Below are 24,238 nucleotides of genomic sequence, written 5' to 3' on the forward strand. Positions count from 1 at the left end.
CATTGTAAACCAATTTATGCATTTAGGTTTACAATCTGGTTTCCCTTGGTATTCCATCTCTTTCAGCCAAGCGTTTCTTGCTTTTACGCGCACCAGCAGTTACAATTATAGTAGCAAAGGCAAGAACAGGGGGAGCCTACATGAAGCCATACCACATCCTATTGGTAGAGGATGACAAAACGATTCTGAACCACAACCGCCGCCGCCTTGAAAAAGAGGGGTACCGTGTCGCGATTGCGATGAACATAGCGGAAGCGCGCCAGCGCCTGCGCGAGCATACGCCCGATCTGATCGTGCTGGATATCCTGCTGCCGGACGGCTCCGGCCTTGACCTATGCCGCGATCTGCACGGGTTGGGTTCTGTTTCCGTGCTGTTTCTCACCTGCTTGGCGGATAGCGATCAGGTCATACAGGGCCTGCGGGCGGGCGGGGACGATTATATTGTAAAGCCTTACCGCATGGAGGAGCTGCTTGCCCGCATCGAAGCGCAGCTTCGCCGCACGGCGCTGCTCCGGCAGTCCGCCGCCGAGGCGGGCGGCCCGCTGCGGCTGGACGAGATAAACCACCGCGCCTACTGGAAGGACCACGACCTGCTGCTCAGCCCCAAGGAATTTCAGCTGCTCGCCCTGCTGATGCGCACCCGCAACCGCTACGCCACCGCGGACGAGCTTTACACCGCGGTATGGGGCCTTGCCGTGTGCGAGGACCCGCGCACCGTGACTTCGCACATCTATTCGCTGCGCAAAAAGCTGGAAAGCACCGCGGGCCAGCACCACGCCACCATTGAAAACATCCGAATGCGCGGTTACCGCCTGATCTTGCGAGGGGAGGAGCCCCATGGTTAAACGCTGTTTGGCGCTTTTTTTCGTTCTATTGTCGCTTCTGCCCGCGCCGGTGCGCGCCGCGGACGAACCGCCCGCCGAAAAACAGTGCGCGACCGCCGAAGCGCTGGCCGAGCTGCTTGCGCGGGACGAGGGCGGCACGATCACCGTCACGGCCGACATCACGCTCGCCGATTCGGCTTCGTTAAAGATCGACCTTCAAAATCCCGTCACGGTGGATTTGGGCGAGCATAGCTTGATTCTTCCCGAAAACGCGGCGCTTTCGCTTTCCGGCCCGGTATCAATTACCGGCTCGGGCGCGCCGCGGCCCCTTATGCAGATCGCGGGCACGCTGACCACGGATGGCGTGACCGTTTATTCCATTGGCGAGGACGCCGTGGCGGTCGCGCTTTCCGGCCCCGCGCTTTCCATACGGAATATGGAAATACGCGCGGAGGGGCGCGGCGCCTGCGCGCTGTCCCTCTCCGGGAGCGATCAGGCGGACCTGACCCTTTGCCGCGTGTCCGCTTCGGGCGAGGGCGCGGCAGCCTTGCGCGCCGACGTTCCGGTGCGCCTGATCTTCAGCGAGATACGCAGCGACGGCCTGATCGCGGACGCGCCCGCGCTGACGCTGGACTGCTCCACGGCCGATCCCCTGCCGCCGGACGCGGCGGTGATTGAGCGCCGCGCCGTGCCGGGCGACCGACTCACGGAAAACGGGCTTTATCTGAATGCCGGCGCATCGCAGGAGGAGCTTAACGCGCTGCTCGCGAACGCCCTGAACAACAGCGCCAGATACGCCCTGTGCGACGTGGAGGACCGCCTTTCCTCCCTCCTGTTCTCCGTCCCCGCCCAATGGGAGGGCGCGCCGGACGAGCTTTCCCGCCCGGGCGTCTACCGCTTGACCGGCAAGCCGCTTGCGCGAACCGTGGGCGGCGTCGAACTGCCGGAGCGTACCGTGCCGCTTTACCTTGTCGATCCGCAAAAGCCCTACATCCGCGATATCGAGGACGCGGGCGAGGGCGTTTACATCCGCTTTTACCGCGAGATTACCGGCGCGGACCAGCTCACGCTCTACTACTCCGCGGACGAGGGACGCAGTTGGGAAAACGCCGCCGGGCTGCCCGGCGCGGCGATCACCCCGACCGGGGCGACGCTGGAAGCCCTGCCCCTGCAAAACCACGACTATCTGTTCTGCCTGAACGTCTCCGGCGGACCGATGGCGGGCCAGTCCAACCGGATACGCTATTTACATTATGATGATTACCGCTGGAACGGCGGCGGCGATTGGGACGGCGGCGACCGCACCGAGCAGGGCGACCTGCCGCCGGCGGATATCATTCCCCCGCCGGTGGAAACGCCATCCTCCGGGGGGAGCGGCCACAGCCAGCATAGCGACCCGAAACCGGATTCCGCGCCGCCCGCCCCCGAAACGGAGATTGCGGAGAACATGCCGCCCGTTACCGGAGCGGCCGCCCCGGCCTCCCCCTGCCGGACACGGCGCAAGAGCCCGCCCCGGCCCCCGCCGCCGGGGCCGCGCCGTTTGCAAAAGCGCCCGCGCCGGTGATCTTTCCGCCCAAAGCGGTGCTGGCCGCCCCCGCGCCCCTGCCCGAGCCCGACCTGCGGGAAGCGCCCGCCCTGCCCCTGCCCGAACCGCAGCCCGGGCAAGACGACCCGGTGCAGCCGCCCGCGCCCGACCTGCCCGAGCAGCCGCCGCAAGACGAAGCGGCGAGCGCCCCGCCCGCCCCGGCGCAGCCTGCGCGCGCGCCCGTTCTGGCGGCGCACGCGCTCGGCCTTTGCGCGCTGCTTGCCGCCGCCGTGTGCGCCCGCCTTGTCCGACGGAAAGGGGGACGGCGCGCATGAAAAAGACCAAAGCGCTGCCGCTTGTGCTGGCGGCGTCCGTCCTTTTCAGTTGCCTTGTTTATTACCTGTGTTACCGGCTGGACAACCGCTACACCCAGCCGCGCCCTTACGCGGCGGACGGCGTGACCGAGCTTGATATGAGCTGGTACGACAGCCACCCCCTTTTCTATCTGGCCGACGGCTGGACCTTTTATCAGGGCGCGCTGCTTACCCCGGACGAGGCCGCCGCCCGCGCGCCGGACGCGTCCCTTTATCTGGGCCAATACGGCGGCTTCGATCTGGGCGACCCGGCGGCCGATCCGCACGGCGCGGCCACCTATCGCGCGGTCATCCGGCTGGACGGAAGGCCCCGGCAATTTGCCTTGGAGCTGACCGAAATCCATTCCCGCTGGCGGCTGTGGGTGAATGGGGAGCTGATGCAGAGCGTGCGCATGGGCGACCAAAACGCCCCCGCGCCGGATAGCCGCATGGTCGCCTTCACCGCGGCGGATCAGATCGAAATCGTGGTACAGGTCGCGGATGAGACCGGCTTTTACTCCGGCATGGTCACGCCGCCCGCGCTCGGCAGCCCGGAAGCAGTGGGCCGTGTTTCCTCGGCCCGGCTGGCGCTGCACAGCCTATTTTGCGGCGCGGCGCTGCTGCAGGCGCTGCTCTGCCTGCTGCTTGGCGCGTCGCGCGGCGCGCGCCCGCCCTATCTGGCGCTTACCCTTTTGTGCGTGTGCTTTGCCGGTTCCTCGGCTTGGCCGCTCGCGCAGGCGCTCGGCCTGCAAGGCGCCGCGGTTTCGCTGTTGCGGCGGCTGTGCTATTACGGCGTGTTCCCCGCGCTGCTCTGGGTGCAGGGCGGTTTGTGCCGTCCCCCCAAAAGGGCGCTTTATCCCGCGCTCGCGGCGGGCGGGCTGCTCTGCTTGGGCGTATTATTGCAGCCGCTGTTTCCGGTGCAAAGCGCCGCGCCGCTGTTTTTGTGGAGCCGCGTGCTCGGCGTGTGGAAATGGCTGGCCGCGATTTGGCTGCTCGCTACCGCCGTTTACGCGCTGCGGCGCGGCGCGCGCGGTTCCGCCGCCCTGCTCGCGGGCGGCTGCGTGTTTGCCTCCGCCCTTGTGATGGACCGGCTGCTGCCCCTGCACGAACCGATCCTGCTCGGCTGGTTCGTCGAGATCGCGGGCGGGCTGCTCATTTTGCTGTACACCGCCTTGATTTGGGGCGATACCATACAGGTATACCGGGAAGAAGCCGCGCTGCGCGCGCAAAAGCAGCTTGCGGAAACGCAGCTTGCCGCCCGCGCCGCGCACGCGCGCTTGCAGCGGGGCTATGTGGAGCGGGCGCGACGCGATCTGCACGAAACCCGCTCCCGCCTGACGCTGGTTCGCCATTATCTGGACGAAGGCGCGCTGGATGAGCTGCGCGCCTATCTGGATTCGCTGACCCCCGCCAGCGGGCCGAGCGCCGGAACCTACACCGGCAACAGTCTGGTGGACGCCATCCTCTCCATCGAACTGGAACAGGCGCGGGCGCACGATACCTACGCCGGGCTGGAGCTTTGCCCCCTGCCCGAGGCCCTGCCCATCAGGGACGACGACCTGACCTCGCTTTTGATCAACCTGCTGGACAACGCGGTGGAAGCCGCCGCCCGCCTGCCCGATCCGAGCGACCGCTGGCTCTCCCTCTCTTGCGGCACGGAGAGCGGCGCGCTCGTTCTGCGCTGCGTCAACGCCGCGCCGCCGCCCGACGCGGGGCGCACCAGCAAAGCCGATTTGACCGCGCACGGCTTCGGCCTTTCCATCCTGCGCGAGACCGCCGAAAAATACGGCGGCACGTTTACTTGGGAGCGCGACGCGGAAGGCTTTCTGGCGGTTCTGTCCCTACCCCTCCCCCGGGGGCTATGTCCCCCCGAAAATGAAATTTTCTTCATTTTCGCGCCGTGGGCCAAAAACTGTGTTATACTGTGTGCGAGCAAGAAAACACCGGCTTCCCGCTGTACGCGGGCGGCCGGTGCTTTCATTTTTCAAGGGGGCTTTTCCCCCTGCCGATTTTTAAAGGAGGGGAACTTATTATGACACACCGATCCCATCTGTTCAAACGCTGGGCGGCGGCGCTGCTTTCCGCCTGCCTGCTGCTGACGCTGCTGCCCACGGCCGCGCTGGCGGAGGAAGGGCCGCGTACGGTGACCCACGGAGAGACCATACAAAACGACACGGGCGAGTCCATGGAGGTGGTCTGCGGTACGAACAGCCTGCCCTACACCATCCCGGCGGACGGCAAATTCGTCTACGTCGAACTGGGCAGCAATCTGGAAACCTATGAGGTCGCGGACGATGTGACCCACGTCCTCGCCACCTCGCTGGGCGAGGAGGTCGAAGGCGGGTTGCGGTTTGGTAACCTCACCTCGTCTAGGAGCGCTGTCAACATTACCGCTTACAACCTCAGGCAGCGCGCAGAGGCGAATAGTAATATTTCCTCGGCCGGTCTCGAACTACCGCACAACAGCAGTTTAACCGTGCGCGGCGATTGCGCGTTCTACGGACCCATTCTCTCTGGACGGAGGGGGTTCTCTCTAGGTCTTGCGGGCGCCGCCCTCACCCTGACTGTTGATCCTGACGCTTCCCTGACCGCCATTGGCGGCGACAGTGAGTACCCCACTGTCACGGACGCCGGCATATATGCAGTGATTTCTCTGACGATTGTCAATCACGGCAAAATCGAGTGCTATGGCGGCAGGGATACCGCTACCGGCGCGTTTTTGACAGACAGCAGCGGTATCTATGATGACTCCCAAACAAGCCTGATCGTTTCCGGCTCTGGCACACTGACGTGTCTGGGCGATCGGGGCATTGATATGGATAACATATCACAAGTTTCCGGTACGGTATCGCTCGAAGGCGGCAGCGTCACCGTGGGCGGCAACTCGCACGGCATCCAAACCCATGGCGGCGCCGTCACGGTCGCCGCAGGCGTGAACGCGCGGGTCATCGGCGGTGTGGAAGGCACGGTAGAGGGCGATACGAGCGGCCTGACCGTGATTGACCAAACGCTGGACGAGATCATTGGCGCGGAGGATGCGCTCGACCTTACCGGCGAAACAGCGGAAAAACTCTTCCTTGTCGAAATGCCGAAATACGACGGATCGCCTTCCTATCCCGGCACGGTCCATTGGACGCCCGCCGCGGACGGCGCGCACGCGCGGCTGGCGCTCACCGCCTTTACGCAGGACGACACGAATAATAGCCTGTATCTCGCGGGCGGCGTCAAACTGCCGGAAAACACGGCTGTCGATATCGAGCTGTCCGCGAATAGCGCCTTGGAAAACAGCGACGGCGACGCGATCCACGCGCCGGGCGGTGCGCTGACCTTCCATACCGATTATCTGGAAACCGACCCCGATAGTTCTCTCCGGCCCTCGATCCGTGGACTGACCGCCGCGTCCGCCACGTTCACCGGCGGCGATTTTTCCACCTACGGCACGCTGGACGCGCCCGTGACCGTCACCGGCGACGCGGGCAATGTGGCAATGCTGGGCGGAGAAACACCGGAAGGGACGGTTTCACCCGTACCGAAGGGTCTCACCATTATCCCCTCCACGAATACGCACGCCGAGCTGTACACGCTGGACCGTGACACGGAAGCGCGCGCCCATTCCTACAAGCACCTTGCAGGCAGCCCGTCGAACAGTACGATCACCTACGCGGGCGGCGAATCCTATTTGTTCGCCGCCATCGTCCCCGGCGCGGCGGAGGAAGAGGAAGAGCACCACAATTCTTCTTCGAGCAGCACGCCCACCTACGCGGTCGTCTACCACGCGAACTATGCCAACGGCCCGGCGGATGTGCGCGACAGCGGCCACCGCTCGGGCGCGTCGGTAACGCTTAAGGCGGCCGATCTGTTTAAAGCGCCGGAAGGCAAGACCTTCGCGGGCTGGGCCGAAAGCGCGAGCGGAAGCGTAAAATACAAGGCAAGCGAGCAGATCAAAATGCCCGCGAACACGCTGAACCTGTACGCGGTGTGGAACGCGAAGGGAACGGCCCCCGGGCTCAACCAAGAGGACCATATCGCCTATCTGAGCGGCTACCCGGACGGCTCGGCCCGGCCCGAAGCGAACATCACCCGTGAAGAAGTAGCGGCCATTTTCTACCGCCTGCTGGACGATGCGACGCGCGACGCATACCATACCACGTCCAGCCCGTTCCCGGACGTGGCAAGCAGCCGGTGGAGCGCCGAAGCGATCGCCACCCTCGCAAACGCGGGCATTTTGAAGGGCGAAAAGGACGGTAAATTCTACCCCGAGCGCCCGATTACCCGCGCCGAGTTCGCCGCCATTGCCGCCCGGTTCGATCCCTCCGATTACGACGGCGCGGACCAATTCCCCGACATTGCGAACCACTGGGCTAGAAATGAGATAAACCACGCATATATGCGTGGTTGGGTCAGGGGTACCCCTGACGGCCGTTTTGAGCCCGACCGGTACATCACCCGCGCCGAAGCGGTCACCCTCGTCAACCGCGTGCTGAACCGCGCGCCCGAAGCGGCAAGCGACCTGCTGCCCGGCATGCAGACCTTTACAGACAACACGGACGCCGCGCGCTGGTACTACCTCGATATTCAGGAAGCCGCGAACGCCCACGATTACGACCGCAAGGCTGACGGCGTTCACGAAAAGTGGACGGCCCTGCGCTAACCCAAACCCGGACCAACGGGGGCTGCGACGAAACGCGTTTCGTCGCAGCCCCCTTCTTGCAGAAAAAAAGCCCCGGCGCGTTGTATCAAAACGCGCCGGGACGATGGTTGGTTTGCAGGGAATCACGCTTCTTTTATCTTTTTCAAGCAGCGCTTGCAAAGGTACTTTCCTTTATAATGCGTCACCTTGTCCGCGTTACCGCAAAAAATGCAGCCCGGCTGGTACTTTTTCAAAATGACCCGGTTGTCGTCCACGAAGATTTCAAGCGCGTCCTTGATCTCGATCCCCATGGATCGGCGCAGCTCGATCGGCAAAACGACGCGGCCCAGCTCGTCCAGCTTTCTTGTCATTCCGGTTGCTTTCATAATTCTGTATCCCTTCTCCCAGCTAACTTTTACACCACTTACACTATATTACAAATCATACCATACACAATCTTCCAAATCAATAGTTTTTTATCATTTCTTCGACAGGAAAATCCAAATCATCGCCGTATCGCAAACAACGGGACGCCGCGTCTTTTGCGGCGTCCCGTTGTTTTTCTTTCATCAGTCGTGTTTTTTACCCTTTGCCGCCTTGCTCCATGCCAAAAACTCGGCATAGTATTTGCGCGAGATCGCTAGGACCGCCCCATCGTCCAGATGCACGCCGTCCAGCGAGACCGAGCCGACATGCGCCATGTTCACAAAGGTGGATTTGCTAATTTGAAAGAACAGGCGCCGGTCGAGCAGCGGGGCCAGCGCGGCCCGCGCCGAAATGCGCATGGTGCGGCTGACGAGCGTTTCCCCCGTCGTCAGCGTGGCGTAGAGGTGGTGATCCGCCGAGCGGAAATAGCGGATCTGCGGCAAGCGGAGCAGGTGCGTTTTCAGGCGCGTGCGGAACGGGAACGCATCGATACGGCCGGCCACATCCCTCGCCGCCGCTCCGCAAATAGCGGCGGAAAGCTCCTGCTCGGTCGTGCAGTGTATCAAGTGGATATCCGCGCCTTCAAACGCGTGTACCGCCTGACCGGCCAGCTCCTGTACCCGTCGTGGATGAATCGGCGCCCCCTCGTACAGTACAACCTCCATGTCTTTATCCCTCTCTTTATACCGCCAAGATTCGCGGTATTTCTCCGTTTGATTTAATTGTACCGTAAAACAGTTCTTTTTTCGCATCATCTTCTGTGAAAGCTCGACATTTTCTGTGATATTGCGTTTCTTTTCGCTATTTTCCGGCGTTTTATCATTTTTTTCGTAAAATTTTCCGACCCGAAAACCAGCGTTTTGCCCACAAAAGGCCTTGTTTACACATATCCAGTTTTACTTTTTTGCCAGTTCAGTGTACACTATATGCGAGAGGATTTGGCGCTTTTTTTACAGGCTGCCATATCATGAAAAGACAGGAGACCAAACCATGCTACATATCGCCATATGTGAAGACACCTTGGCGGATGCCGAACGGACCCGTGGCCTGCTGACGCGCTACGGACAAGCGCGCCCCCATCTTCAGATGCAATTTCAGCATTTTCAGACCGGCCGCATGCTGCTCGACGCGTTGCAGCGCGGCGCGCATTTCGATCTGTACCTGCTGGACATGCTGCTGCCCGATACGGATGGGATCGATCTGGCCCGCGTGCTGGCGCGCACCGGCAAAAACCACACTGTTATTTACCTGACGGTATCGCGCGAATACGCGGTGGAAGCGTTCAGTGTGCGCGCGGCGAACTATCTGATCAAACCTGTCGACCAAAATACGATGTTTGCCGCGCTGGACGAGGTGGTCGCCCACCTTGGCGCGCAGATCGACACCTGCGCCACGGTGCGCGCGCTGATGGGCGACATGCGCGTGGCGCTAAGCGACATCGTTTTTGTCGAAGTGACCGGTCACGTGTTCCACTACCACATGCAAAGCGGGGAGACGATCCAAAGCAAGGTGCTGCGTATCCCCTTCAACGAAGTGCTGGCCGAGCTGATCGCGGACAAGCGGTTTTTGCGGCCGCACCAATCTTATTTGGTCAACGCCGCACATGTGCTGCATTTTTCGCCGCACGAACTGGTTTTGGACGATGACTCGCAGGTCCCGATTTCCCGTTTGCGTATGGGCGAGGTGCGCCGCGCCTACATGAACTTTTTAAATTCAGGGCGGGGTACTGATGGAATCCTTTGATTTCTATGCCTTTCTTGCGCTTGCCACCATGCTGCCGCTGGCGATCCCCTTTGTCGTCATGCTGGTGGATGAATGGATCCTATCCGCGCGGCTGATCCGCTGGGCCGCCGTTATCGTGGCCATCGCGGCGCTCGCGGCGGCCGGTGCGATCTACCACCTGTTCGGCTGCGACCGTTACGGGCGGGATCTGGTCGGCTCGGTGCCGATCCTGATCGCGTGCGGGCTGTTTTATCTGTTTACCAAGTGCCGGGACGGACGCTTTCTTTTTTACCACGGTCACGGTCGCGCTGCTCATCACCGTTTTGAACGCGGTCATCAGCATATTCGTACCGCTCGGCACGCCCGCGTGGCTGGTCGTCAAGATCGTGGTCACCCTTATTTTGCTGCCCATTTTTTATTTTATGTGCCGGGCGCCGTACTTGCGTATGCTGCATTCCGCGGCAGCCGGGTGGGTATGGCTCACGCTGATTCCGCTTTCGCTGCTTTTCGCGATCAACTCATGTTATTTGATGCCGCTTTTTCTGCACCGTGAAGCGGTGGATGTGTGGACCGCCGTCGCCCTGTGCGCGATCACGCCGCTTATTTATGTCACCATCCACCATTTCCTTCAGTCCATGCAGGAGCAGTACCGCGCGCAGCAGAACGAAGCCGTGCTGGTCGCGCAAATCCACGCGTTGGAGCAGCAGACCGAACGCATCCTTTCCGCCGAACGGATGAACCGCATCTTCCGGCATGATCTGCGGCACTTTCTCCAATTACTGAAAAGCAGCGCGCTCGCGGGCGACGCCGCCGAGCTGCTCAAGGTGGTGAGCACGATGGACAAGGACCTGACCCAGCTTGCCGGGATCGGCCAGCTGCACCGCTATACCGGCAGCGTGCTGATCGACACCGTGCTGTCGCTGACCGCCGCGCAGGCGGCTGATCTGGGCGTGGACTTCACCGTGAGCCTGACGGTACCCGAGGATTTGCCCGTCGATATGACCGAGTTCGCCGTGGTGCTTTCCAACGCGCTTGAAAACGCGCTCAACGCCTGTTCCTGCCTGCCGCCGGAAACGCCGCGCTGCATCCGCGTGGTGGACGGCGGCTGTATGGGCCCGTTCTTTCTCGCCATCGAAAACACGATCAGCGCGCCCGTCGCCGTCGACCTTACCACCGGGCTGCCCACGACCGACCGGCCGGACCATGGCTACGGCGCAAAATCCATCGCCGCTTTCGCGGAAAAATACCACGCCGTTTTAGACTACCAGCAGACCAAAAGCACCTTTGCGCTGCGCCTGCTCTTCCCCAAATAAAAAGAGTACCGCGAACGAAACGCACGCGTTTCGTTCGCGGTACTCTTTTTATCAAGTCGCTGCCCTTGTTTTCCCAGCCCTTCATTTGCAGTGGATCATCAGCGGCACTTCGTCCCACGGCACCGGGTAGCCCGCGCCTTTCTTGCAGAATACGGAGTGCGCGGGGTTTTCCGTATCCCGCGCGGGGTCATAGCCCACCGCGGCCACCGCTTGGTCCTGCTCGCGCACGGGCTCGTACCCGTCAAACGCAAGGCGCAGGCGGCCCGTGCCGCCGGTATCGGCGGCCAGCTCGCGCGCATATCCGGCAAGCGGCGCGGCGGGCCCCCGGCCCGAAGCGCCAAACCGGCCCGCGCCAGCGTCCATGGGCGTAAAATCGCAGCCCATGCGCTGCAAAGCAGCCAGCACGCGCCCCGCGCTATCCGCGCCGCAGCGCACCGTAAAGGCGTAATACGGTTCCAACAGCCGGCTTTCCGCCTGCATCAGGCCCTGCCGCACGGCGCGCCGCGTCGCTTCGCGGAAATCGCCGCCTTCGGTATGTTTCTCATGCGCGCGGCCGGTTAAAAGCGTGATATGCACATCGGTCAGGGGCGCGCCGGTCAGCACGCCGCGCAGCGGCTTTTCAAACAAATGCGTGCGCACCGCGTGCTGGAACTGCGCGGGCAGCACGTCGGTCGGGCACGCGCTGTCAAACGTGACGCCGCCGCCCCGTTCGCCCGGCACAAGGCGCAAATGCACCTCGGCATAGTGGCGCAGCGGTTCATAGTGACCGTAGCCGGTCACGGTGTTGAGAATCGTTTCGCGGTAAAGGGGCCGCCCCTCGCTGAACGCCGCCTCTATGCCGAAGCGCGTGCGCAGCACCTCGCCCAAAACTTCTAGCTGGATCTCGCCCATGGCCTGTACCTCGAACCGGCCTGTATCCGCCCGCCAGTTCGCCGCGAGCAGCGGGTCCTCATCGGTCAATGTGTCCAGCGCGCGGCGCACTTCGTCGCGGTCGGCCGTGGTTTCCACCTGCGCGGTCAGCACCGGCTGTACGGCCCCCGCGGTGGGCAGCGGCAGGGTCAGGCCCGTGGCGGCGCAGACCGCGCCGTCCTCCACCTCCGGAACGGTGACGAACTTTTCGCCGGTGTATACCCGCAGCTCGCTTATCTTTTCGCCGTTCCATACCTCCTTGGCGCGCAGGGGGCCGCCCGTGACGCGCACAAACGTCAGCCGCGCCCCAAAGCCCGCCTCGTGCCGGATGCGGAACGGCGTGATCGTGCGCGTGTGCGCCGGCCGCCGCTCCACCAAATACGAAAGCGCGGCAAGCAGCTCGTCCACCCCTTCGCCCCGGAGCGCCGCGCCGCAAAGCACGGGGCAATACCGCGCTTCGCGGAAAAGCCGCGCGGCGGCGGGCCGCACGGCAAAGCCGCCCTGCTCCAAATAGGCTTCGAGCAGCGCGTCGTCTAGCCCCGCGAGAAATTCCGCCGCACGCTCGCTTTCCTCATACAGGCAGGCGGGCGCGCGCAGCTCCGTTTGCAGCGCGCCGGTCACGCGGGCCGCGTCCGCGCCTTCCCGGTCGGTCTTGTTGATGAAAAACAGCGTGGGCACGCCCTTTTCGCGCAGCAGCTCCCACAGGGCCTCGGTCTGCGCCTGCACGCCCTCGACCGCGCTGACCACGACAACGGCCGCGTCCATCGCCGCGATCGCGCGCTCGGTCTCGGCCGAAAAATCCGCGTGTCCCGGCGTATCGAGCAGCGTGAATTCCTGCCCGTCCAGCGTAAAGGGCGCCAGCCCCAGAAAGACCGTGATGCCGCGCCGCCGCTCTATCTCGTCCGCGTCGAGCAGCGCCGTGCCCTCATCGACGCGCCCCAGCGTGCGCCGCACGCCCGCGCGGTATAATATCTGCTCGGACAAGGTGGTCTTGCCCGCGTCCACATGCGCCAAAATACCGATCGTTTTCACAGGCGGCACCTCAAAGCAAAGTATGAAAAAGTCATATCGATCACCTCTACAGAACAGTATAGCACAGGTGGCCGCGCGCCGTCTAACACCGCGTTCCACGACCGGCAAAAAATGCGCGCCGCAAATCACTTTGCGGCGCGCGTTTTGTTAATTATTTCTTTTCACCGTGGCAGGCGCACTGATGAGAGCAGCCGGCGCAGCCGCCGGGGCACTCGCCGTTCTTGACCTGACGGCGCACCTTGCGGAACGCGAAGAACACCGCCGCCAGCAGCAAGGCTGATACAATAATCGTAGGAATCATAACAAGGGGTCGCTTCCTTTCTGTTGCTTAGCCCGCTTCCACGCTCATCCGCTTCAGGCCGCGCGTCGTATCCGAACGGGCCGGGCGGCGGAACAGCAGGTAAAGATAGGCAAGCAGTATGATGATCGCCGCGACCGTGCCCGCGCCAAAGGAGAGTGCGCCGGTCAAAAGGCCGCCAAACTGATAGATCATCAGCGAAATGGTATAGGCGAACACGGTCATGTAGCCGATCGCGAACCACGTCCACTTGGCCGAGTTCATTTCGCGCTTGATCGCGCCCATCGCCGCGAAGCACGGCGCGCAAAGCAGGTTGAACACCATGAACGAATAAGCGGATACGGCGGTGAACCCGGCGGCCAGCGTGCCCCAGATCTCGGCGCCGTCCTCGCTCAGCTCGCCCGCGAAGTCGTAGAGCTGTCCGAAGGTCGCCACGACGTTTTCCTTCGCCACCAAACCGGTGACCGTGGCCACCGTCGCTTTCCAGTCGCCCCAGCCGAGCGGTGCGAACAGCGGCGCGAGCAGGCTGCCGACCGCGGCGAGCACCGAATGGTTCATATCCTCCACCATGCCGAACGAGCCGCCTTCAAAGCCAAAGCTCTGGCCGAACCAGATGACGATCGTCGAAAGTAAAATGACCGTGCCCGCCTTACGGATGAACGAGGAGCCGCGCTCCCACATTGAGCGGAGCACATTGCCCGCCGCGGGCACATGGTAGGCGGGCAGCTCCATAACGAACGGCGCGGGATCGCCCGCGAACATGCGCGTTTTCTTGAGCAGAATGCCCGAAACAATGATTGCAAGTATGCCGATCACGTAAGCCGAGAACGCCACCCAGCCCGCGTTGCCAAAAATCGCGCCCGCGAACAGGGCGATGATCGGCAGCTTGGCCGAGCAGGGCACAAAGCAGGTGGTCATGATCGTCATGCGGCGGTCGCGCTCCTGTTCGATGGTGCGCGAGGCCATGACGGCGGGCACGCCGCAGCCCGAACCGATCAGCATCGGGATAAAGGACTTGCCCGAAAGGCCGAATTTGCGGAAAATACGGTCCATGATAAAGGCCACGCGCGCCATGTAACCGCAATCCTCCAATACCGCGAGGAAGAAGAACAGCACCAGCATCTGCGGCACAAACCCGATTACCGCGCCAAGGCCGGACAGAATGCCATCCACCAGCAGGCCGGTCAGCCAAGGCATCAGCCCCATGCCTTCAAATAAGGACTGCGCGCCCGGAATGATCCAAGTGCCGAACAGGGTGTCGTTCGTCCAATCGGTCAGCAGCGTGCCGACCGTGGTCACAGATACATAATACACCACCAGCATGACAAGTGCAAATATCGGCAGCGCCAAAATGCGGTTCGTGACGATCCGATCGATCTTGTCCGAAGCGGACTGCGCCGCTTTTTTCTTGACCACGCAGGCCCGCACCACCTCCGCGATATACTGGTAGCGCGCGTCCGTGATGATGGATTCCGCGTCGTCGTCAAGCGCGTCCTCGGTAGAGGAAACGATGCGCTCGATTTGATCCATGGTTTCGCCCGCCAGACTAAGACGCTCCCGCACCTTCTCATCCCGTTCAAACAGCTTGACCGCGTACCAGCGCAGCTGGGCCGCGTCCACCGCACCCACGATCAGCGCCTCGATATCGGCCACGGCTTTTTCCACAGCCTCTGGATAAGCAAACGGCGCGGGCGCCTGCCCGCTCTGGGCCGCGCGCCGCGCGGCCTGCACCAGCTCCTGCACGCCCTCGCTCTTGACCGCCGCGGTTTCCACCACCGGCACGCCGAGCGTTTTGGAAAGCTTTTTCGTATCGATCTTATCGCCGCGCTTGCGCACAAGGTCCATCATATTGAGCGCCAGCACGACCGGCACGCCCATTTCGATCAGCTGCGTGGTCAAATACAGGTTGCGTTCGATATTGGAAGCGTCGACCAAATCCATCACCGCGTCCGGCTTTTCCTCGATCAGATAATCGCGGGTGACGACCTCCTCCAGCGTGTAGGGCGACAGCGAATAAACGCCCGGCAGGTCGGTGATCGAAATCTCGCGATCCGCCTTCCAGCGTCCCTCCTTCTTTTCCACCGTTACACCGGGCCAGTTGCCCACATACTGGGTGGCGCCGGTGAGTTCGTTGAACATTGTGGTTTTGCCGCAGTTCGGGTTGCCGGCAAGCGCCAAACGAACCTGCATAGATGATTCCCCTTTCTCGGGTTAGGTGTCGCTAACCCCTATGTAAAATTTTTAGTCTACCAGAATTTTTTCAGCGTCCGCCTTGCGCAGCGAAAGCTCGTAGCCGCGCACCGTGACCTCTACCGGGTCGCCGAGCGGCGCTACCTTACGCACAAATATTTCAGCGCCGCGCGTAATGCCCATATCCATGATGCGGCGGCGCACCGCGCCCTCGCCTTCGACCTTGCGCACGGTCACGGTCGCGCCGCACTTTGTCGTTCTCAAATTACCCATTGTCAAACCTCTCCTTAAACCATAATGCGGGAAGCCATCGAACTCGAAATGGCAACGCGCGAATCCTTGACCGATACGATCAAATTGCCCGCCATCGAGGAAACAATGCTGATCCTGCTCCCCTCAACAAAACCCATGTTCTGTAAAAACTGCCGGGTACGGTCCTTGCCCCGAATCGTTTTGATCGTGGTCTCCACACCTGCGTCGAGCATCGTCAGCGGCATAATGTTCATCCTCTCCTTATAATCAATCGGTAAGTATCGTCCAAAATTTTTGTATAGTTAGTTTCCACTAACTCCTTTTGTATCTGTAGTTTACCATTGCTAACTCGCCTTGTCAAGCGGGTATTTGCAATTTTGTTGCATATTGCTAACTCCACTTTTCCCAGCGCGCCGTTTTTTGGCAGGAGGAAGCCCGCGGCTGCTGTTCCGTACAGCCGCGGGCCCATGCTGCAACCGGCATACGCTGCGGGTATGCCGCCGGGCGTCGATACCCGGGCAAGAAAGGATATTGTATCATAATCGCCGGGCAGCGGCGGTTATGAGCAAAGAAAGTTAGTACGCGGCAAAAGCCTCGCCGAACGCGCGGCACTTCGATAGGCCCGCCTCGTCCGGCGTTTCGTTTACCATCAGGCCTTCGTTTAAGTAAACGTCCGCGCCCGCGTGATCGGCGCGTTCGCACCAATCGCGCATCCACTGGCCGTCGCCCCAGCCGTAGGAGCCGAACAGCGCCACCTTGTGGCCGCCCAGCCTGCCCTCCAACTCGGTGAAGAAGGGGGCGAACTCGGCCTCCTCCAACACCTCGGCGCCCATGGCCGGGCACCCCAACGCCAGCTTGCCATACCCGGCCGCATCGGCGGCGGACAGTTCGGAGACCTGCTTGACATCGCATTCCACGCCCGCCGAGGCAATGCCTTCCGCGATCGCGTTCGCCATCATTTCGGTGTTGCCGGTCTGGCTCCAATAAATCACTGCGATTTTACCCATGATAGAAAAACCTCCTGTTGTCGTAAGAAAAAATATAAACGCTTCTATGCCGCGGCGAACACGTGCAGTAGGCTTTCGCCCTGCTCCACACGCGAAACGACCGCGCGGCATACCCGCGATAAGCGGTCAAATAACCGGTTTGCCTCTTCCGCGTCGCCGTATACCTTCCAGTAGCGCGAAAGTTTGCAGCCCTTCCCGCCGTTGCGGATGAAACCTTCCACATCCTCATAAGGATAGCCCAAAAACAGGCCGATTTCGTGCGGAAAGCTATCGCACCCTGCCATACGGCGTTTCAGGTGATACAGGAGCGCGTCCAAATCCTGCCCCGCGGGGTAACCGAAATGGTCAAGCAAGCGCGCGGCGCGTTCATCCCTCAGCTGTTTTGCAAGACGGTCCCGGTGGTAAACCAGCAGCAGAAACCGTTCCCTGCACGCGCAGACGATCTCAAATTGGAAACCGCGCGGCGCGAACGCACGCTGGTAATCCCGAATGCGAAGCGGCAGATCGGGGTAAAGCGCGCGGTCGCACGCAACCAAGCTGCCCGCCTTGATACCGGCCAGCGTCGGCGAGCAATACGCCGCGAGCAGCCGGTCAAGCATACCTTCCATCATCAAAAAACGCACCTCCTGTTGCCGTTAGCTTGCGCAGGCCGACGGCCTGCCATGCATCATAGAGAGGCTGCGGCGCGGTCCGGTTCCGCGCGGTCCGCGCCGCTTATTCGTTTAGTTAGTCTTTGCTAACTTGTTCATATGTTAGCATATGCTAACTGCAATGTCAAGTCATTTTTGAAAAAATCTCCGCGCTTGTTCCAGCGCTTTTCTTATGCTACACTGGTAACAGAACAGGATGCTAGGAGGACCCCTCATGGAACCGAACGAACGCCACGCTTTGAATGATCAGGCGCTGCGCCGCCGCCTTGCCATCGATTGTGGCAGCTGCTGCGGCCTGTGCTGTACCGCGCTTTACTTTGCCAAAAGCGAAGGCTTCCCTGCCGATAAATCGGCAGGGAAGCCCTGTAAAAACTTATTGCCCGATCACCGCTGCGCCATCCACGGCGCGCTAAAGGCGCGCGGCCTCAAGGGCTGCCTTGCGTACGACTGCTTCGGCGCGGGACAACGGGTGACGGCGCGCACCTTCGGCGGCCGGAGCTGGACCGAGCTGGAAGAGGAGCGCGAAACGATGTTCGCCGCGTTCCTTTCCGTTTACGGGCTGCACCAAATGCTTTGGTACCTGCTCGAAGCCGCCTCGCTGCGCCTGCCCGACGCGCTGCGCGCGCAGATCGGCGGCATGATCGGCGAAATAGACCGGCAAGCCGACGCCCCTGCCGCGGCGCTCGCCGCGCTCGATCCGGGCGTATGGCGCGGCAAGGTCAATCCGCTGCTGCATGCCGCGTCGGAAACGCTGCCGGTCAATCCCGGCAAACCGCTGCCCCGCGACCTGTTCGGCCGCGATCTGCGCCGCTTTGATCTTTCGGGCCGCGACCTTTCCATGGCGCTGCTGATCGCCGCCGACCTGCGCGGCTGCACATTGCGCGGCAGCAATCTGCTGGGCGCCGACCTGCGCGACGCGCGCCTGCACGGCGCCGATCTATCGCAGGCGGTTTTTCTAACGCAGGCCCAACTGAACGCCGCCGCGGGCGACGGCAAAACAAAACTGCCCGCTTCTCTGCGCCGTCCCGCCACATGGACTTGACCGAGCGCGGCGGGCGGACGATCTGTCACCGCGCGACCGGGAACCGCAAAATGAACACGGTGCCCTCGCCGGGCGCGCTCTCCACGCGGATGCCGCCTCCATGCTTTTCCACGATATCCTGCACCAAACTCAGTCCCAGACCGGAACCGCCGACCGCGCGGGAGCGCGAACGGTCCACCCGGTAAAACGGCTCGAAAATATGCGGCAATTCGGCTTCCGGAATGCCGATGCCCGTATCGGTCACGCGCACCTCGACCGCGTCGTCCTCCCGCTTTGCGGAAAGCGTGATCGAGCCGCCCGCGCGGTTGTACTTTACCGCGTTTTCCGCCAGATTAAACAGCGCGCGGTAGAGCATGGTGCGGCTGCCGGTCAACTGCGCCTCCGGCTCCGCTTCAATGGAAACGGAAAGGCGGTTCGCCTGAATCTGCGGCAACAGCTCTGCCTGTATTTCAGTGAACAGCTCGCGCAGCGGTATGGTATCGCACATTTCGCCGGTCTCATCGGAAGACAGGCGCATCAGGTCGTCCAATAGGTGAATCATGCGCTCGGTGTTGGTTTTTGCCACGGCGAGCGTTTTTTCCATGCGTTCGGGCGAGGGCTGCGCGTCCAGCTCCAGCACCTCCAGCCCTACCTGCATGGTGGCAAGCGGCGTTTTCAGCTCATGCGCGGCCGAAGCGGAAAACCGTTTTTGCCGCTCGAACGAGGCGCTCACCTTGTCCATCATGCTGTTAAAGGAGTGCGCGAGCCGCCCGATCTCGTCCTGCCTGCCATGCATCTCCACACGGCGCTTGAAGTTGCTGTCGCCCACTTCCTCAATGGCGGAGGAAAGCTCGCGCACCGGCCCCAACGCGCGGCCAGCCATCAGCCATGTCGCGCCCGTGCCCAACAGCAGCACGAGCAGCAGACCCGCAAGGCCCCATAGGTTGAATTGGCGGCTGGCCTTGGCAAGCGATATCTGTATCACGGCAGCGTCCATGGCTTCGCCTTTTTCGCCTGTTTGCGCGGAGTACGAAACATCGGCTTCCGGCTGCGTCAAGCTGACCTCGCCGCTGCGCATGGATTGGCTTTTCACCGCAGTCGTGGAAAGGGTCGTTTTCATGCCCAGATCCTGCGGCAGGTTCTGCACAAAAATATGGTCGGCGCTGAACATGGACACGGCGGTCAGGATGATGGCCGCGCCGGTCATGACGAGCGCCGACAAAAGCGTCAGCCGCACGCGAAGAGACAGCTTTTTCAGCATGGTTTTTCCTCCTTGTCTATGATATAACCGGCGCCGCGGATGCTCCGAATCATATTCTCGCTTGTAAAGGCCGCCAGCTTGCGCCGGATCATGCTGATATAGACCTTGACCTGATTGGTGAACGGATCGGTCTCGATATCCCACACATGCTCCAGCAGTTCCTCCGCGCTGACCGCGCGGCCCATATGGGCCATCAAATAGTCCAGCACGGCGTACTCGCGCCGCGACAGCTCCAGCGGCGCGCCGTCAAAGCTCGCCGTTTTGTTGTTGGTATCCAGAGAGAGGCCGCCCCGTGAAAGGACGGCCTCCTCTTGGATAAAGGAGCGGCGCAGCAGCACGCGGATGCGCGCCTCCAGCTCCTCAAAATGAAAGGGTTTTGTCAGGTAATCGCTGGCCCCGCCGTCCAGCCCCAGAACTTTATCCGCAAGCTCGGAGCGGGCGGAAAGAATCAGTATTTTTGTAGGCTTATCCAGCGACCGGATGCGGTCGAGCGCCTCCATGCCGTCTAGGCCGGGCAGGTTCAGGTCCAGCACCACCAGATCGTAATCATTGATTTCGCACAGCTCCACGGCGTCCGCGCCGTCGCCTGTGGAATCCACGGCATAGCCGCATTTACGCAGGCCGTAGCACAGGGCCTCCTGCATATCCGTTTCGTCCTCGACGATCAGAAGCCTCACGTTGGTTCACATCCTTTTTGGTTTACAAGATCACTCGGCGTTTTTCATCATGATATAGACGCGCGCGCCGTCTTCCATCTCAATATACTGGTCGCCGTTTTCGTCGGTCTTGACGTCCGGCAATTCTACGTTCTCGTTTGCGTCCTCGCTGTCGGACGTGGAATAGGATATCTGAACCTCCACGCCATCGGGGTTTTCAGCGCCCTTTGCGCCTTCGGCCGGCGTTGCCTGAGAGAAATAGACGCGGCTGCCGTCCTCATTTTCTAAATACTGGTTGCCGTCTTCATCGGTCTTCAGGTCAAGCTTGGGGGCGTTCGGGTCCTGCGCCTCACCGTTGTGAGCTGCAATGCTCACTGTGGCGGCAAGCATTTTATCTGCGTCGGGCTGCTCCGCGGCAAAAGCGGAAGCCGCGGTAAGCGAAGTGACGGCGGTGGCCAGAAGCAGGCCGGTTGCGATTCTCTGTTTCAACATAATTGTTTCCTCCTGAAATGATTTGTTTCAAAGTTTTTTGTGGTTGTTGTTTGTGATCACAAGCTCATTATACAGCAGGAAGGTTAAACGAAGGTTAGAAAACAAAATCGCGTAAAAAAATTGAGGCCGGAGCCACTTTAGTGGCCGCCGGCCTCAATTCAGCTTGTCGAAAAAGTCCTCACGCCGCAGCGTGCATAAAATAAGCTTTTACCACTTGTGGCAAAAGCCATCAAAACCGGGAGCAGAAGGTGAATTGGCCGTAGGCCAAGAGAGGCCGGCCTGAGCCGTGTATCTCGGTTTTGATACAAACCGACTTCAAGTGCGGCCCAGACCGGCTTCTCTTGCCCCGCAGGGGCAATTCACCTTCTGCCTGTAAGGCGCGCGCAGAAGCCGGAATCTCGATCGAAATGGGGCTTTGTTTCGATCGAAGGCTGTCGAAAAACTAGTTTTTCGACAGCCTAAATTCATTTATTGAAAGGAAACGAGGATATCCACATCCTTGCGCTTCGGGATCATCGGCTCCTCCGCCGGGTGCCCAAGCGCCAGAAGCGCCGCGACCTGCTGCCCCTCGGGGATATCCAGCACCTCGGCGACCTTCTTTTCATCATAAATGCCCATGACGACCGTGCCCAATCCGTTCGCATGCGCGGCAAGGCAAAACGTCTGCGTGGCGATGCCCGCGTCGAACGATTGCCAGTGCGTGCCCTGCGAGGTGGTGAACGAGCCGTCCCGCTCGTAGCCCGAACGGCCCGTTATCATCGTCACGGCGACAATGGCGGGCGCGCCGGCGGCGGTTTTCTGGTTGGCCGTAAAGCCGAGCATGCACGCGCCCAGCCGTTCCTTTTTCGCCGGATCGGTCACGATGATGTACCGCGCGATCTGCGTGTTCTTCCAGCTCGGCGCGTAGGCGGCGGTCTCGATGATCTGGTTTACCAGCTCCTTGGTCACCGGCTCCTCGGTAAAGCGGCGCACGCTGCGGCGCGTCTTGATGCATTCGATTGCTTCCATCTTAGATGTCGCTCCTTTGTCCGTTTGGTTTCTGTTCCTTTTCATTTTAACAAAGCCAAACGCATCCTGCAATCAAATACGACAAAAAGTTAGCCAAAATATACTCATCAAATCGCCATATCCTCCAGCACCTTGACCTGAAAGCGGCGGGTGCGCGGGCCGTCGAACTCGCAGAAGTATACGCCCTGCCACGTGCCGAGCAGCGGGCGGCCGTCCTCGATGAGAATGGTCTGGCTCGCGCCGACACAGCTGCTTTTCAGGTGCGCGACGGAGTTTCCCTCCGCGTGGCGGAACTCGCGCCGGTTCGGGAACGCCTCGCGCAGACCGAGCAGCAGATCGTGCCGCACATCGGAATCGGCGTTTTCGTTGATGGTGATGCCCGCCGTCGTATGCGGACAGTAAACAACGCATAAGCCGCTCTGCACACCGCTTTCGCGGATAACGGCGCAAACCTTGTCCGTCACATCGATCATACACGCGCGGTCGGTGCGCAGGGTAAATTCCCGCGTCTTCATGCTTTGTCCTCCCGGTTTTCACATAAGTAGGTGGCCTCCAGATCAGCCAGATGCAGCTTGACCGCGAGCGGGTACTTCTCATAAGCGTGCGCGATGGCGAACGAACCCGCCTTGGCCGCGTCGTCAAAGCCGCCCATATGCCAGCGGATGGCGACGGCCTCTTCGTTTTTCAGGCGCAGAAAGCGCTCGACCAAAAAGACCGACTTTTCGCCGTGGCCGTAGGGAAACTTATCGTCGACCACGTAAAACGGCACCTTTTCCCAAGTGCCCTGCTCGTTTTTGCGGTTGCGCATCTCCACGCTGTAGAACCCCGCCTTGCACAGATCGTGCAGCAGGGAAACGAGCGTAAAGCTTTCCAAATCGTCCGCGGCAGGGTCGTAATGCTTGGAGATCAGCACATGGTACACGTTGAGCGAGTGCTCGAGCAGCCCGCCCTCGTGCGCCGCGTGGAAGCGGGTCGAAGCAGGGGCCGTGAAAAAGTCCGTGCCCTCCATCCACGCGAGCAGCTTATCCGCGCCCGGCCGGGTGATGTTCTTATGATAGATCTCGATAAATTGTTCCTTTTCAGCGGTCATAGCCGTTCCTCCATTCGGTCGCGCGCCCAAAAGAGCAACGCGTTTCGTTCATTCGGCACAAAGCCGTCGATTACCGCGCCCAGCAGCGCGTCCAGCATATCGCCCACCGCCGGGCCCGCAAGGCCCAGCGCGATCATATCGTTTCCCTTAACGGCAAGCTGCCGCAGGGAAAAGCATGCTTCGGCCGCGAGCACGTTTTCCAGCAGCCGCTCGGTCTCCAGCAGGGCGGCGACGTCCTCCGGGTGCGTGCCCTGCCCCACCGCGTCGCCCTTTTTGATCATCAAAAGCTCGCGAAAGCGTTTTTCACCAATCTGCGCCAAACGGCGGCGGATCAGCTTGTCGCTGTCGCCCAGCGGCCGGTCGTGATGCTCCACCAGAAAGAGCACGCTTTCCGCTTCGTCCTTGGAAAAGCGCAAACGGCGCACGATCTGTTCCGCCAACACCCGGCTCACGGCCGGGTGACCGTAAAAGTGGCCCACGCCGTTTTCATCCACGGTTTTACAGGCGGGCTTGCCGCAATCATGCAGCAGCGCGGAAAGCCGCAAAACGGGTTCGGCCGGCACCTGCCCGACCGCCAGCACCGAATGCTCCCACACATTGTATAAATGGTGCGGGTTCTGCTGCGCGCAGCCCGGCATGGGCGCAAGCTCGGGCAGCACTTCGATGAGCACATCGGAAAACGCCATCAGCGCGCGGCACACAAAACGGCCGCACAATAGCCGCGTCAGCTCTTCCCGCACGCGCTCGTGCGCGATCTGGTTTAACCGGTGCCGCTGCCGCCGCATGGCGTGAGCGGTGTCCCGCTGCACCGTGAAGCCGGTCTTCGCGGCAAACCGCACCGCGCGTAAAATGCGCAGCGCATCCTCCGCAAAGCGCGCGTCCGGGTCGCCCACCGCGCGCAGCAGGCCGTTCTTTAAATCAGCTTGCCCGCCAAAGGGATCGCACAGGCCGCGTTCCGGGTGCCACGCCATCGCGTTCACGGTAAAATCCCGCCGTGCAAGGTCGGCGGTCACCTCGCGCACAAAGCGCACCTCGTCCGGCCTGCGGCCGTCCGAATACGCGCCCTCTATGCGAAAGGCGGTGATCTCCACCGGCCCGGAATCGGTCAGCACGGTCAGCGTGCCGTGCTTTGCGCCGGTATCGAGCACCCGCTCGCCCGCGAATACCTCCCGCATTTCCGCCGGGCTGGCCGCGGTGCACAGGTCGTAATCGTGCGGTCGGCGCCCGCGCAGGCTGTCCCGCACGCAGCCGCCGACCGCCCAGGCCTCATAGCCCCGCGCTTCCAGCTTTTGCAGCGCCCGCAATACCCCCGCGGGCAAAGTCATCACGTTTTGTCCTTCTTCTCGCGCAGCCGGTACGCGGTGCCGTCCGGGTTTAAAACGACCGTTGCGTCCAGCTGGTTTTTCAGGCTCTGCCGGAAGCCCGCGATATATTCCTCGCGCAGGGCTTTCTGCTCGGCTTTTTCGGTATCGGTCAGCCCTTCGGCCTTGGCCTTTTTCGCCAAAGCGTTGATGCGCGCGATCTTTTCATTTTCCATAGCTTGCGTCTCTCCGTTTTGCAGATTTTATGTATGCCTATT

The 24,238-nt window shown here is 61.5% G+C and carries 26 protein-coding genes; 9 read left to right on the forward strand and 17 right to left on the reverse strand.

Going from position 1 to position 24,238, the window contains the following annotated elements; translation table 11 throughout:
• Nucleotides 1–140 precede the first annotated feature (140 nt).
• The 5 genes from RWV98_RS14565 to RWV98_RS14585 are packed head-to-tail and all read left to right on the forward strand — an operon-like array spanning nucleotide 141 to nucleotide 7,353.
• Nucleotides 141–845: a response regulator transcription factor gene (locus RWV98_RS14565; RefSeq protein WP_280962645.1), complete on the forward strand. Its 705-nt coding sequence runs from the start codon at nucleotides 141–143 to the stop codon at nucleotides 843–845.
• Nucleotides 838–2,388 (forward strand): hypothetical protein, encoded by a 1,551-nt coding sequence (locus RWV98_RS14570; protein WP_317861658.1) that lies wholly within the window; start codon nucleotides 838–840, stop codon nucleotides 2,386–2,388. The genes RWV98_RS14565 and RWV98_RS14570 overlap by 8 nt, the downstream gene beginning before the upstream one ends.
• Nucleotides 2,385–2,684 (forward strand): hypothetical protein, encoded by a 300-nt coding sequence (locus tag RWV98_RS14575; RefSeq protein WP_317861660.1) that lies wholly within the window; start codon nucleotides 2,385–2,387, stop codon nucleotides 2,682–2,684. Before RWV98_RS14570 ends, RWV98_RS14575 begins: the two co-directional genes overlap by 4 nt.
• Entirely contained in the window at nucleotides 2,681–4,738 is a 2,058-nt protein-coding gene (locus RWV98_RS14580; protein ID WP_317861661.1) for a sensor histidine kinase, read from the forward strand. The genes RWV98_RS14575 and RWV98_RS14580 overlap by 4 nt, the downstream gene beginning before the upstream one ends.
• A complete protein-coding gene (locus RWV98_RS14585) occupies nucleotides 4,735–7,353 on the forward strand; it encodes an S-layer homology domain-containing protein (protein WP_317861663.1) in 2,619 nt (872 codons plus the stop codon). The genes RWV98_RS14580 and RWV98_RS14585 overlap by 4 nt, the downstream gene beginning before the upstream one ends.
• A gap of 122 nt (nucleotides 7,354–7,475) precedes the next feature.
• Here the strand turns inward: RWV98_RS14585 and RWV98_RS14590 are convergent, their stop codons facing one another.
• Together RWV98_RS14590 and RWV98_RS14595 are read right to left on the reverse strand one after the other, a co-directional pair.
• The gene (locus tag RWV98_RS14590) at nucleotides 7,476–7,718 is read right to left on the reverse strand and encodes an AbrB/MazE/SpoVT family DNA-binding domain-containing protein (protein ID WP_317861665.1); all 243 of its coding nucleotides are present in this window, start codon (nucleotides 7,716–7,718) and stop codon (nucleotides 7,476–7,478) included.
• A 183-nt stretch (nucleotides 7,719–7,901) separates the two neighbouring features.
• Nucleotides 7,902–8,423 carry a LytR/AlgR family response regulator transcription factor gene (locus RWV98_RS14595; protein ID WP_317861667.1) on the reverse strand — a complete coding sequence of 174 codons (522 nt, stop codon included), beginning with the start codon at nucleotides 8,421–8,423 and terminating at the stop codon, nucleotides 7,902–7,904.
• A 325-nt stretch (nucleotides 8,424–8,748) separates the two neighbouring features.
• On the opposite strand from RWV98_RS14595, the gene RWV98_RS14600 reads away from it, so the two are divergent.
• From RWV98_RS14600 to RWV98_RS14610, 3 genes are read left to right on the forward strand one after another with little or no spacing between them, the layout of a single operon-like run.
• Complete coding sequence (locus RWV98_RS14600) at nucleotides 8,749–9,501, forward strand: LytR/AlgR family response regulator transcription factor (RefSeq protein WP_317861669.1); 753 nt, start codon at nucleotides 8,749–8,751, stop codon at nucleotides 9,499–9,501.
• A complete protein-coding gene (locus RWV98_RS14605; RefSeq protein WP_317861671.1) occupies nucleotides 9,488–10,033 on the forward strand; it encodes a hypothetical protein in 546 nt (181 codons plus the stop codon). Before RWV98_RS14600 ends, RWV98_RS14605 begins: the two co-directional genes overlap by 14 nt.
• Nucleotides 9,927–10,793 carry a GHKL domain-containing protein gene (locus RWV98_RS14610; RefSeq protein WP_317861673.1) on the forward strand — a complete coding sequence of 289 codons (867 nt, stop codon included), beginning with the start codon at nucleotides 9,927–9,929 and terminating at the stop codon, nucleotides 10,791–10,793. The genes RWV98_RS14605 and RWV98_RS14610 overlap by 107 nt, the downstream gene beginning before the upstream one ends.
• Nucleotides 10,794–10,874: 81 nt before the next feature.
• Here the strand turns inward: RWV98_RS14610 and RWV98_RS14615 are convergent, their stop codons facing one another.
• From RWV98_RS14615 to RWV98_RS14645, 7 genes are all read right to left on the reverse strand, one after another.
• Entirely contained in the window at nucleotides 10,875–12,734 is a 1,860-nt protein-coding gene (locus RWV98_RS14615) for a translation factor GTPase family protein (RefSeq protein WP_317861674.1), read from the reverse strand.
• Nucleotides 12,735–12,885: 151 nt separating this feature from the next.
• On the reverse strand, nucleotides 12,886–13,035 hold the full coding sequence (locus RWV98_RS14620; protein WP_280962654.1) for a FeoB-associated Cys-rich membrane protein: 150 nt from the start codon (nucleotides 13,033–13,035) through the stop codon (nucleotides 12,886–12,888).
• Between the two features lie 27 nt (nucleotides 13,036–13,062).
• The gene (gene feoB / locus RWV98_RS14625) at nucleotides 13,063–15,222 is read right to left on the reverse strand and encodes a ferrous iron transport protein B (RefSeq protein ID WP_280962655.1); all 2,160 of its coding nucleotides are present in this window, start codon (nucleotides 15,220–15,222) and stop codon (nucleotides 13,063–13,065) included.
• 51 nt (nucleotides 15,223–15,273) lie between these two features.
• Nucleotides 15,274–15,495, reverse strand: coding sequence for a FeoA family protein (locus RWV98_RS14630; protein WP_280962656.1), 222 nt, complete (start codon nucleotides 15,493–15,495; stop codon nucleotides 15,274–15,276).
• Between the two features lie 14 nt (nucleotides 15,496–15,509).
• On the reverse strand, nucleotides 15,510–15,719 hold the full coding sequence (locus RWV98_RS14635; protein ID WP_280962657.1) for a FeoA family protein: 210 nt from the start codon (nucleotides 15,717–15,719) through the stop codon (nucleotides 15,510–15,512).
• A gap of 330 nt (nucleotides 15,720–16,049) precedes the next feature.
• Nucleotides 16,050–16,481: a flavodoxin gene (locus RWV98_RS14640; protein WP_317861677.1), complete on the reverse strand. Its 432-nt coding sequence runs from the start codon at nucleotides 16,479–16,481 to the stop codon at nucleotides 16,050–16,052.
• 44 nt (nucleotides 16,482–16,525) lie between these two features.
• Nucleotides 16,526–17,092 (reverse strand): DUF3793 family protein, encoded by a 567-nt coding sequence (locus tag RWV98_RS14645; protein WP_317865775.1) that lies wholly within the window; start codon nucleotides 17,090–17,092, stop codon nucleotides 16,526–16,528.
• A gap of 253 nt (nucleotides 17,093–17,345) precedes the next feature.
• Between RWV98_RS14645 and RWV98_RS14650 the strand changes: the two genes are divergently transcribed.
• Nucleotides 17,346–18,173 (forward strand): pentapeptide repeat-containing protein, encoded by an 828-nt coding sequence (locus tag RWV98_RS14650; RefSeq protein ID WP_317861679.1) that lies wholly within the window; start codon nucleotides 17,346–17,348, stop codon nucleotides 18,171–18,173.
• 25 nt (nucleotides 18,174–18,198) lie between these two features.
• Here RWV98_RS14650 and RWV98_RS14655 read toward each other — a convergent pair whose 3' ends face one another.
• The 8 genes from RWV98_RS14655 to RWV98_RS14690 all read right to left on the reverse strand — a co-directional run bounded on the left by RWV98_RS14655 (nucleotide 18,199) and on the right by RWV98_RS14690 (nucleotide 24,196).
• Nucleotides 18,199–19,413 (reverse strand): sensor histidine kinase, encoded by a 1,215-nt coding sequence (locus RWV98_RS14655; RefSeq protein ID WP_317861681.1) that lies wholly within the window; start codon nucleotides 19,411–19,413, stop codon nucleotides 18,199–18,201.
• Nucleotides 19,407–20,090, reverse strand: a complete 684-nt coding sequence (locus tag RWV98_RS14660; RefSeq protein WP_317861683.1) for a response regulator transcription factor — start codon at nucleotides 20,088–20,090, stop codon at nucleotides 19,407–19,409. Before RWV98_RS14660 ends, RWV98_RS14655 begins: the two co-directional genes overlap by 7 nt.
• Before the next feature lie 30 nt (nucleotides 20,091–20,120).
• The gene (locus RWV98_RS14665; protein WP_317861684.1) at nucleotides 20,121–20,561 is read right to left on the reverse strand and encodes a hypothetical protein; all 441 of its coding nucleotides are present in this window, start codon (nucleotides 20,559–20,561) and stop codon (nucleotides 20,121–20,123) included.
• A 468-nt stretch (nucleotides 20,562–21,029) separates the two neighbouring features.
• The gene (locus RWV98_RS14670; RefSeq protein WP_280962663.1) at nucleotides 21,030–21,569 is read right to left on the reverse strand and encodes a nitroreductase family protein; all 540 of its coding nucleotides are present in this window, start codon (nucleotides 21,567–21,569) and stop codon (nucleotides 21,030–21,032) included.
• Nucleotides 21,570–21,676: 107 nt separating this feature from the next.
• Nucleotides 21,677–22,084: a secondary thiamine-phosphate synthase enzyme YjbQ gene (locus RWV98_RS14675; protein ID WP_317861685.1), complete on the reverse strand. Its 408-nt coding sequence runs from the start codon at nucleotides 22,082–22,084 to the stop codon at nucleotides 21,677–21,679.
• Entirely contained in the window at nucleotides 22,081–22,659 is a 579-nt protein-coding gene (locus RWV98_RS14680; protein ID WP_280962665.1) for a hydrolase, read from the reverse strand. The genes RWV98_RS14675 and RWV98_RS14680 overlap by 4 nt, the downstream gene beginning before the upstream one ends.
• The gene (locus RWV98_RS14685; protein WP_317865777.1) at nucleotides 22,656–23,984 is read right to left on the reverse strand and encodes a CCA tRNA nucleotidyltransferase; all 1,329 of its coding nucleotides are present in this window, start codon (nucleotides 23,982–23,984) and stop codon (nucleotides 22,656–22,658) included. Before RWV98_RS14685 ends, RWV98_RS14680 begins: the two co-directional genes overlap by 4 nt.
• Entirely contained in the window at nucleotides 23,984–24,196 is a 213-nt protein-coding gene (locus RWV98_RS14690) for a DUF896 domain-containing protein (protein WP_280962666.1), read from the reverse strand. The genes RWV98_RS14685 and RWV98_RS14690 overlap by 1 nt, the downstream gene beginning before the upstream one ends.
• Nucleotides 24,197–24,238 lie beyond the last annotated feature (42 nt).

Origin of the sequence: Agathobaculum sp. NTUH-O15-33 (assembly GCF_033193315.1) — a bacterium.
Classification (GTDB): domain Bacteria; phylum Bacillota; class Clostridia; order Oscillospirales; family Butyricicoccaceae; genus Agathobaculum; species Agathobaculum faecihominis_A.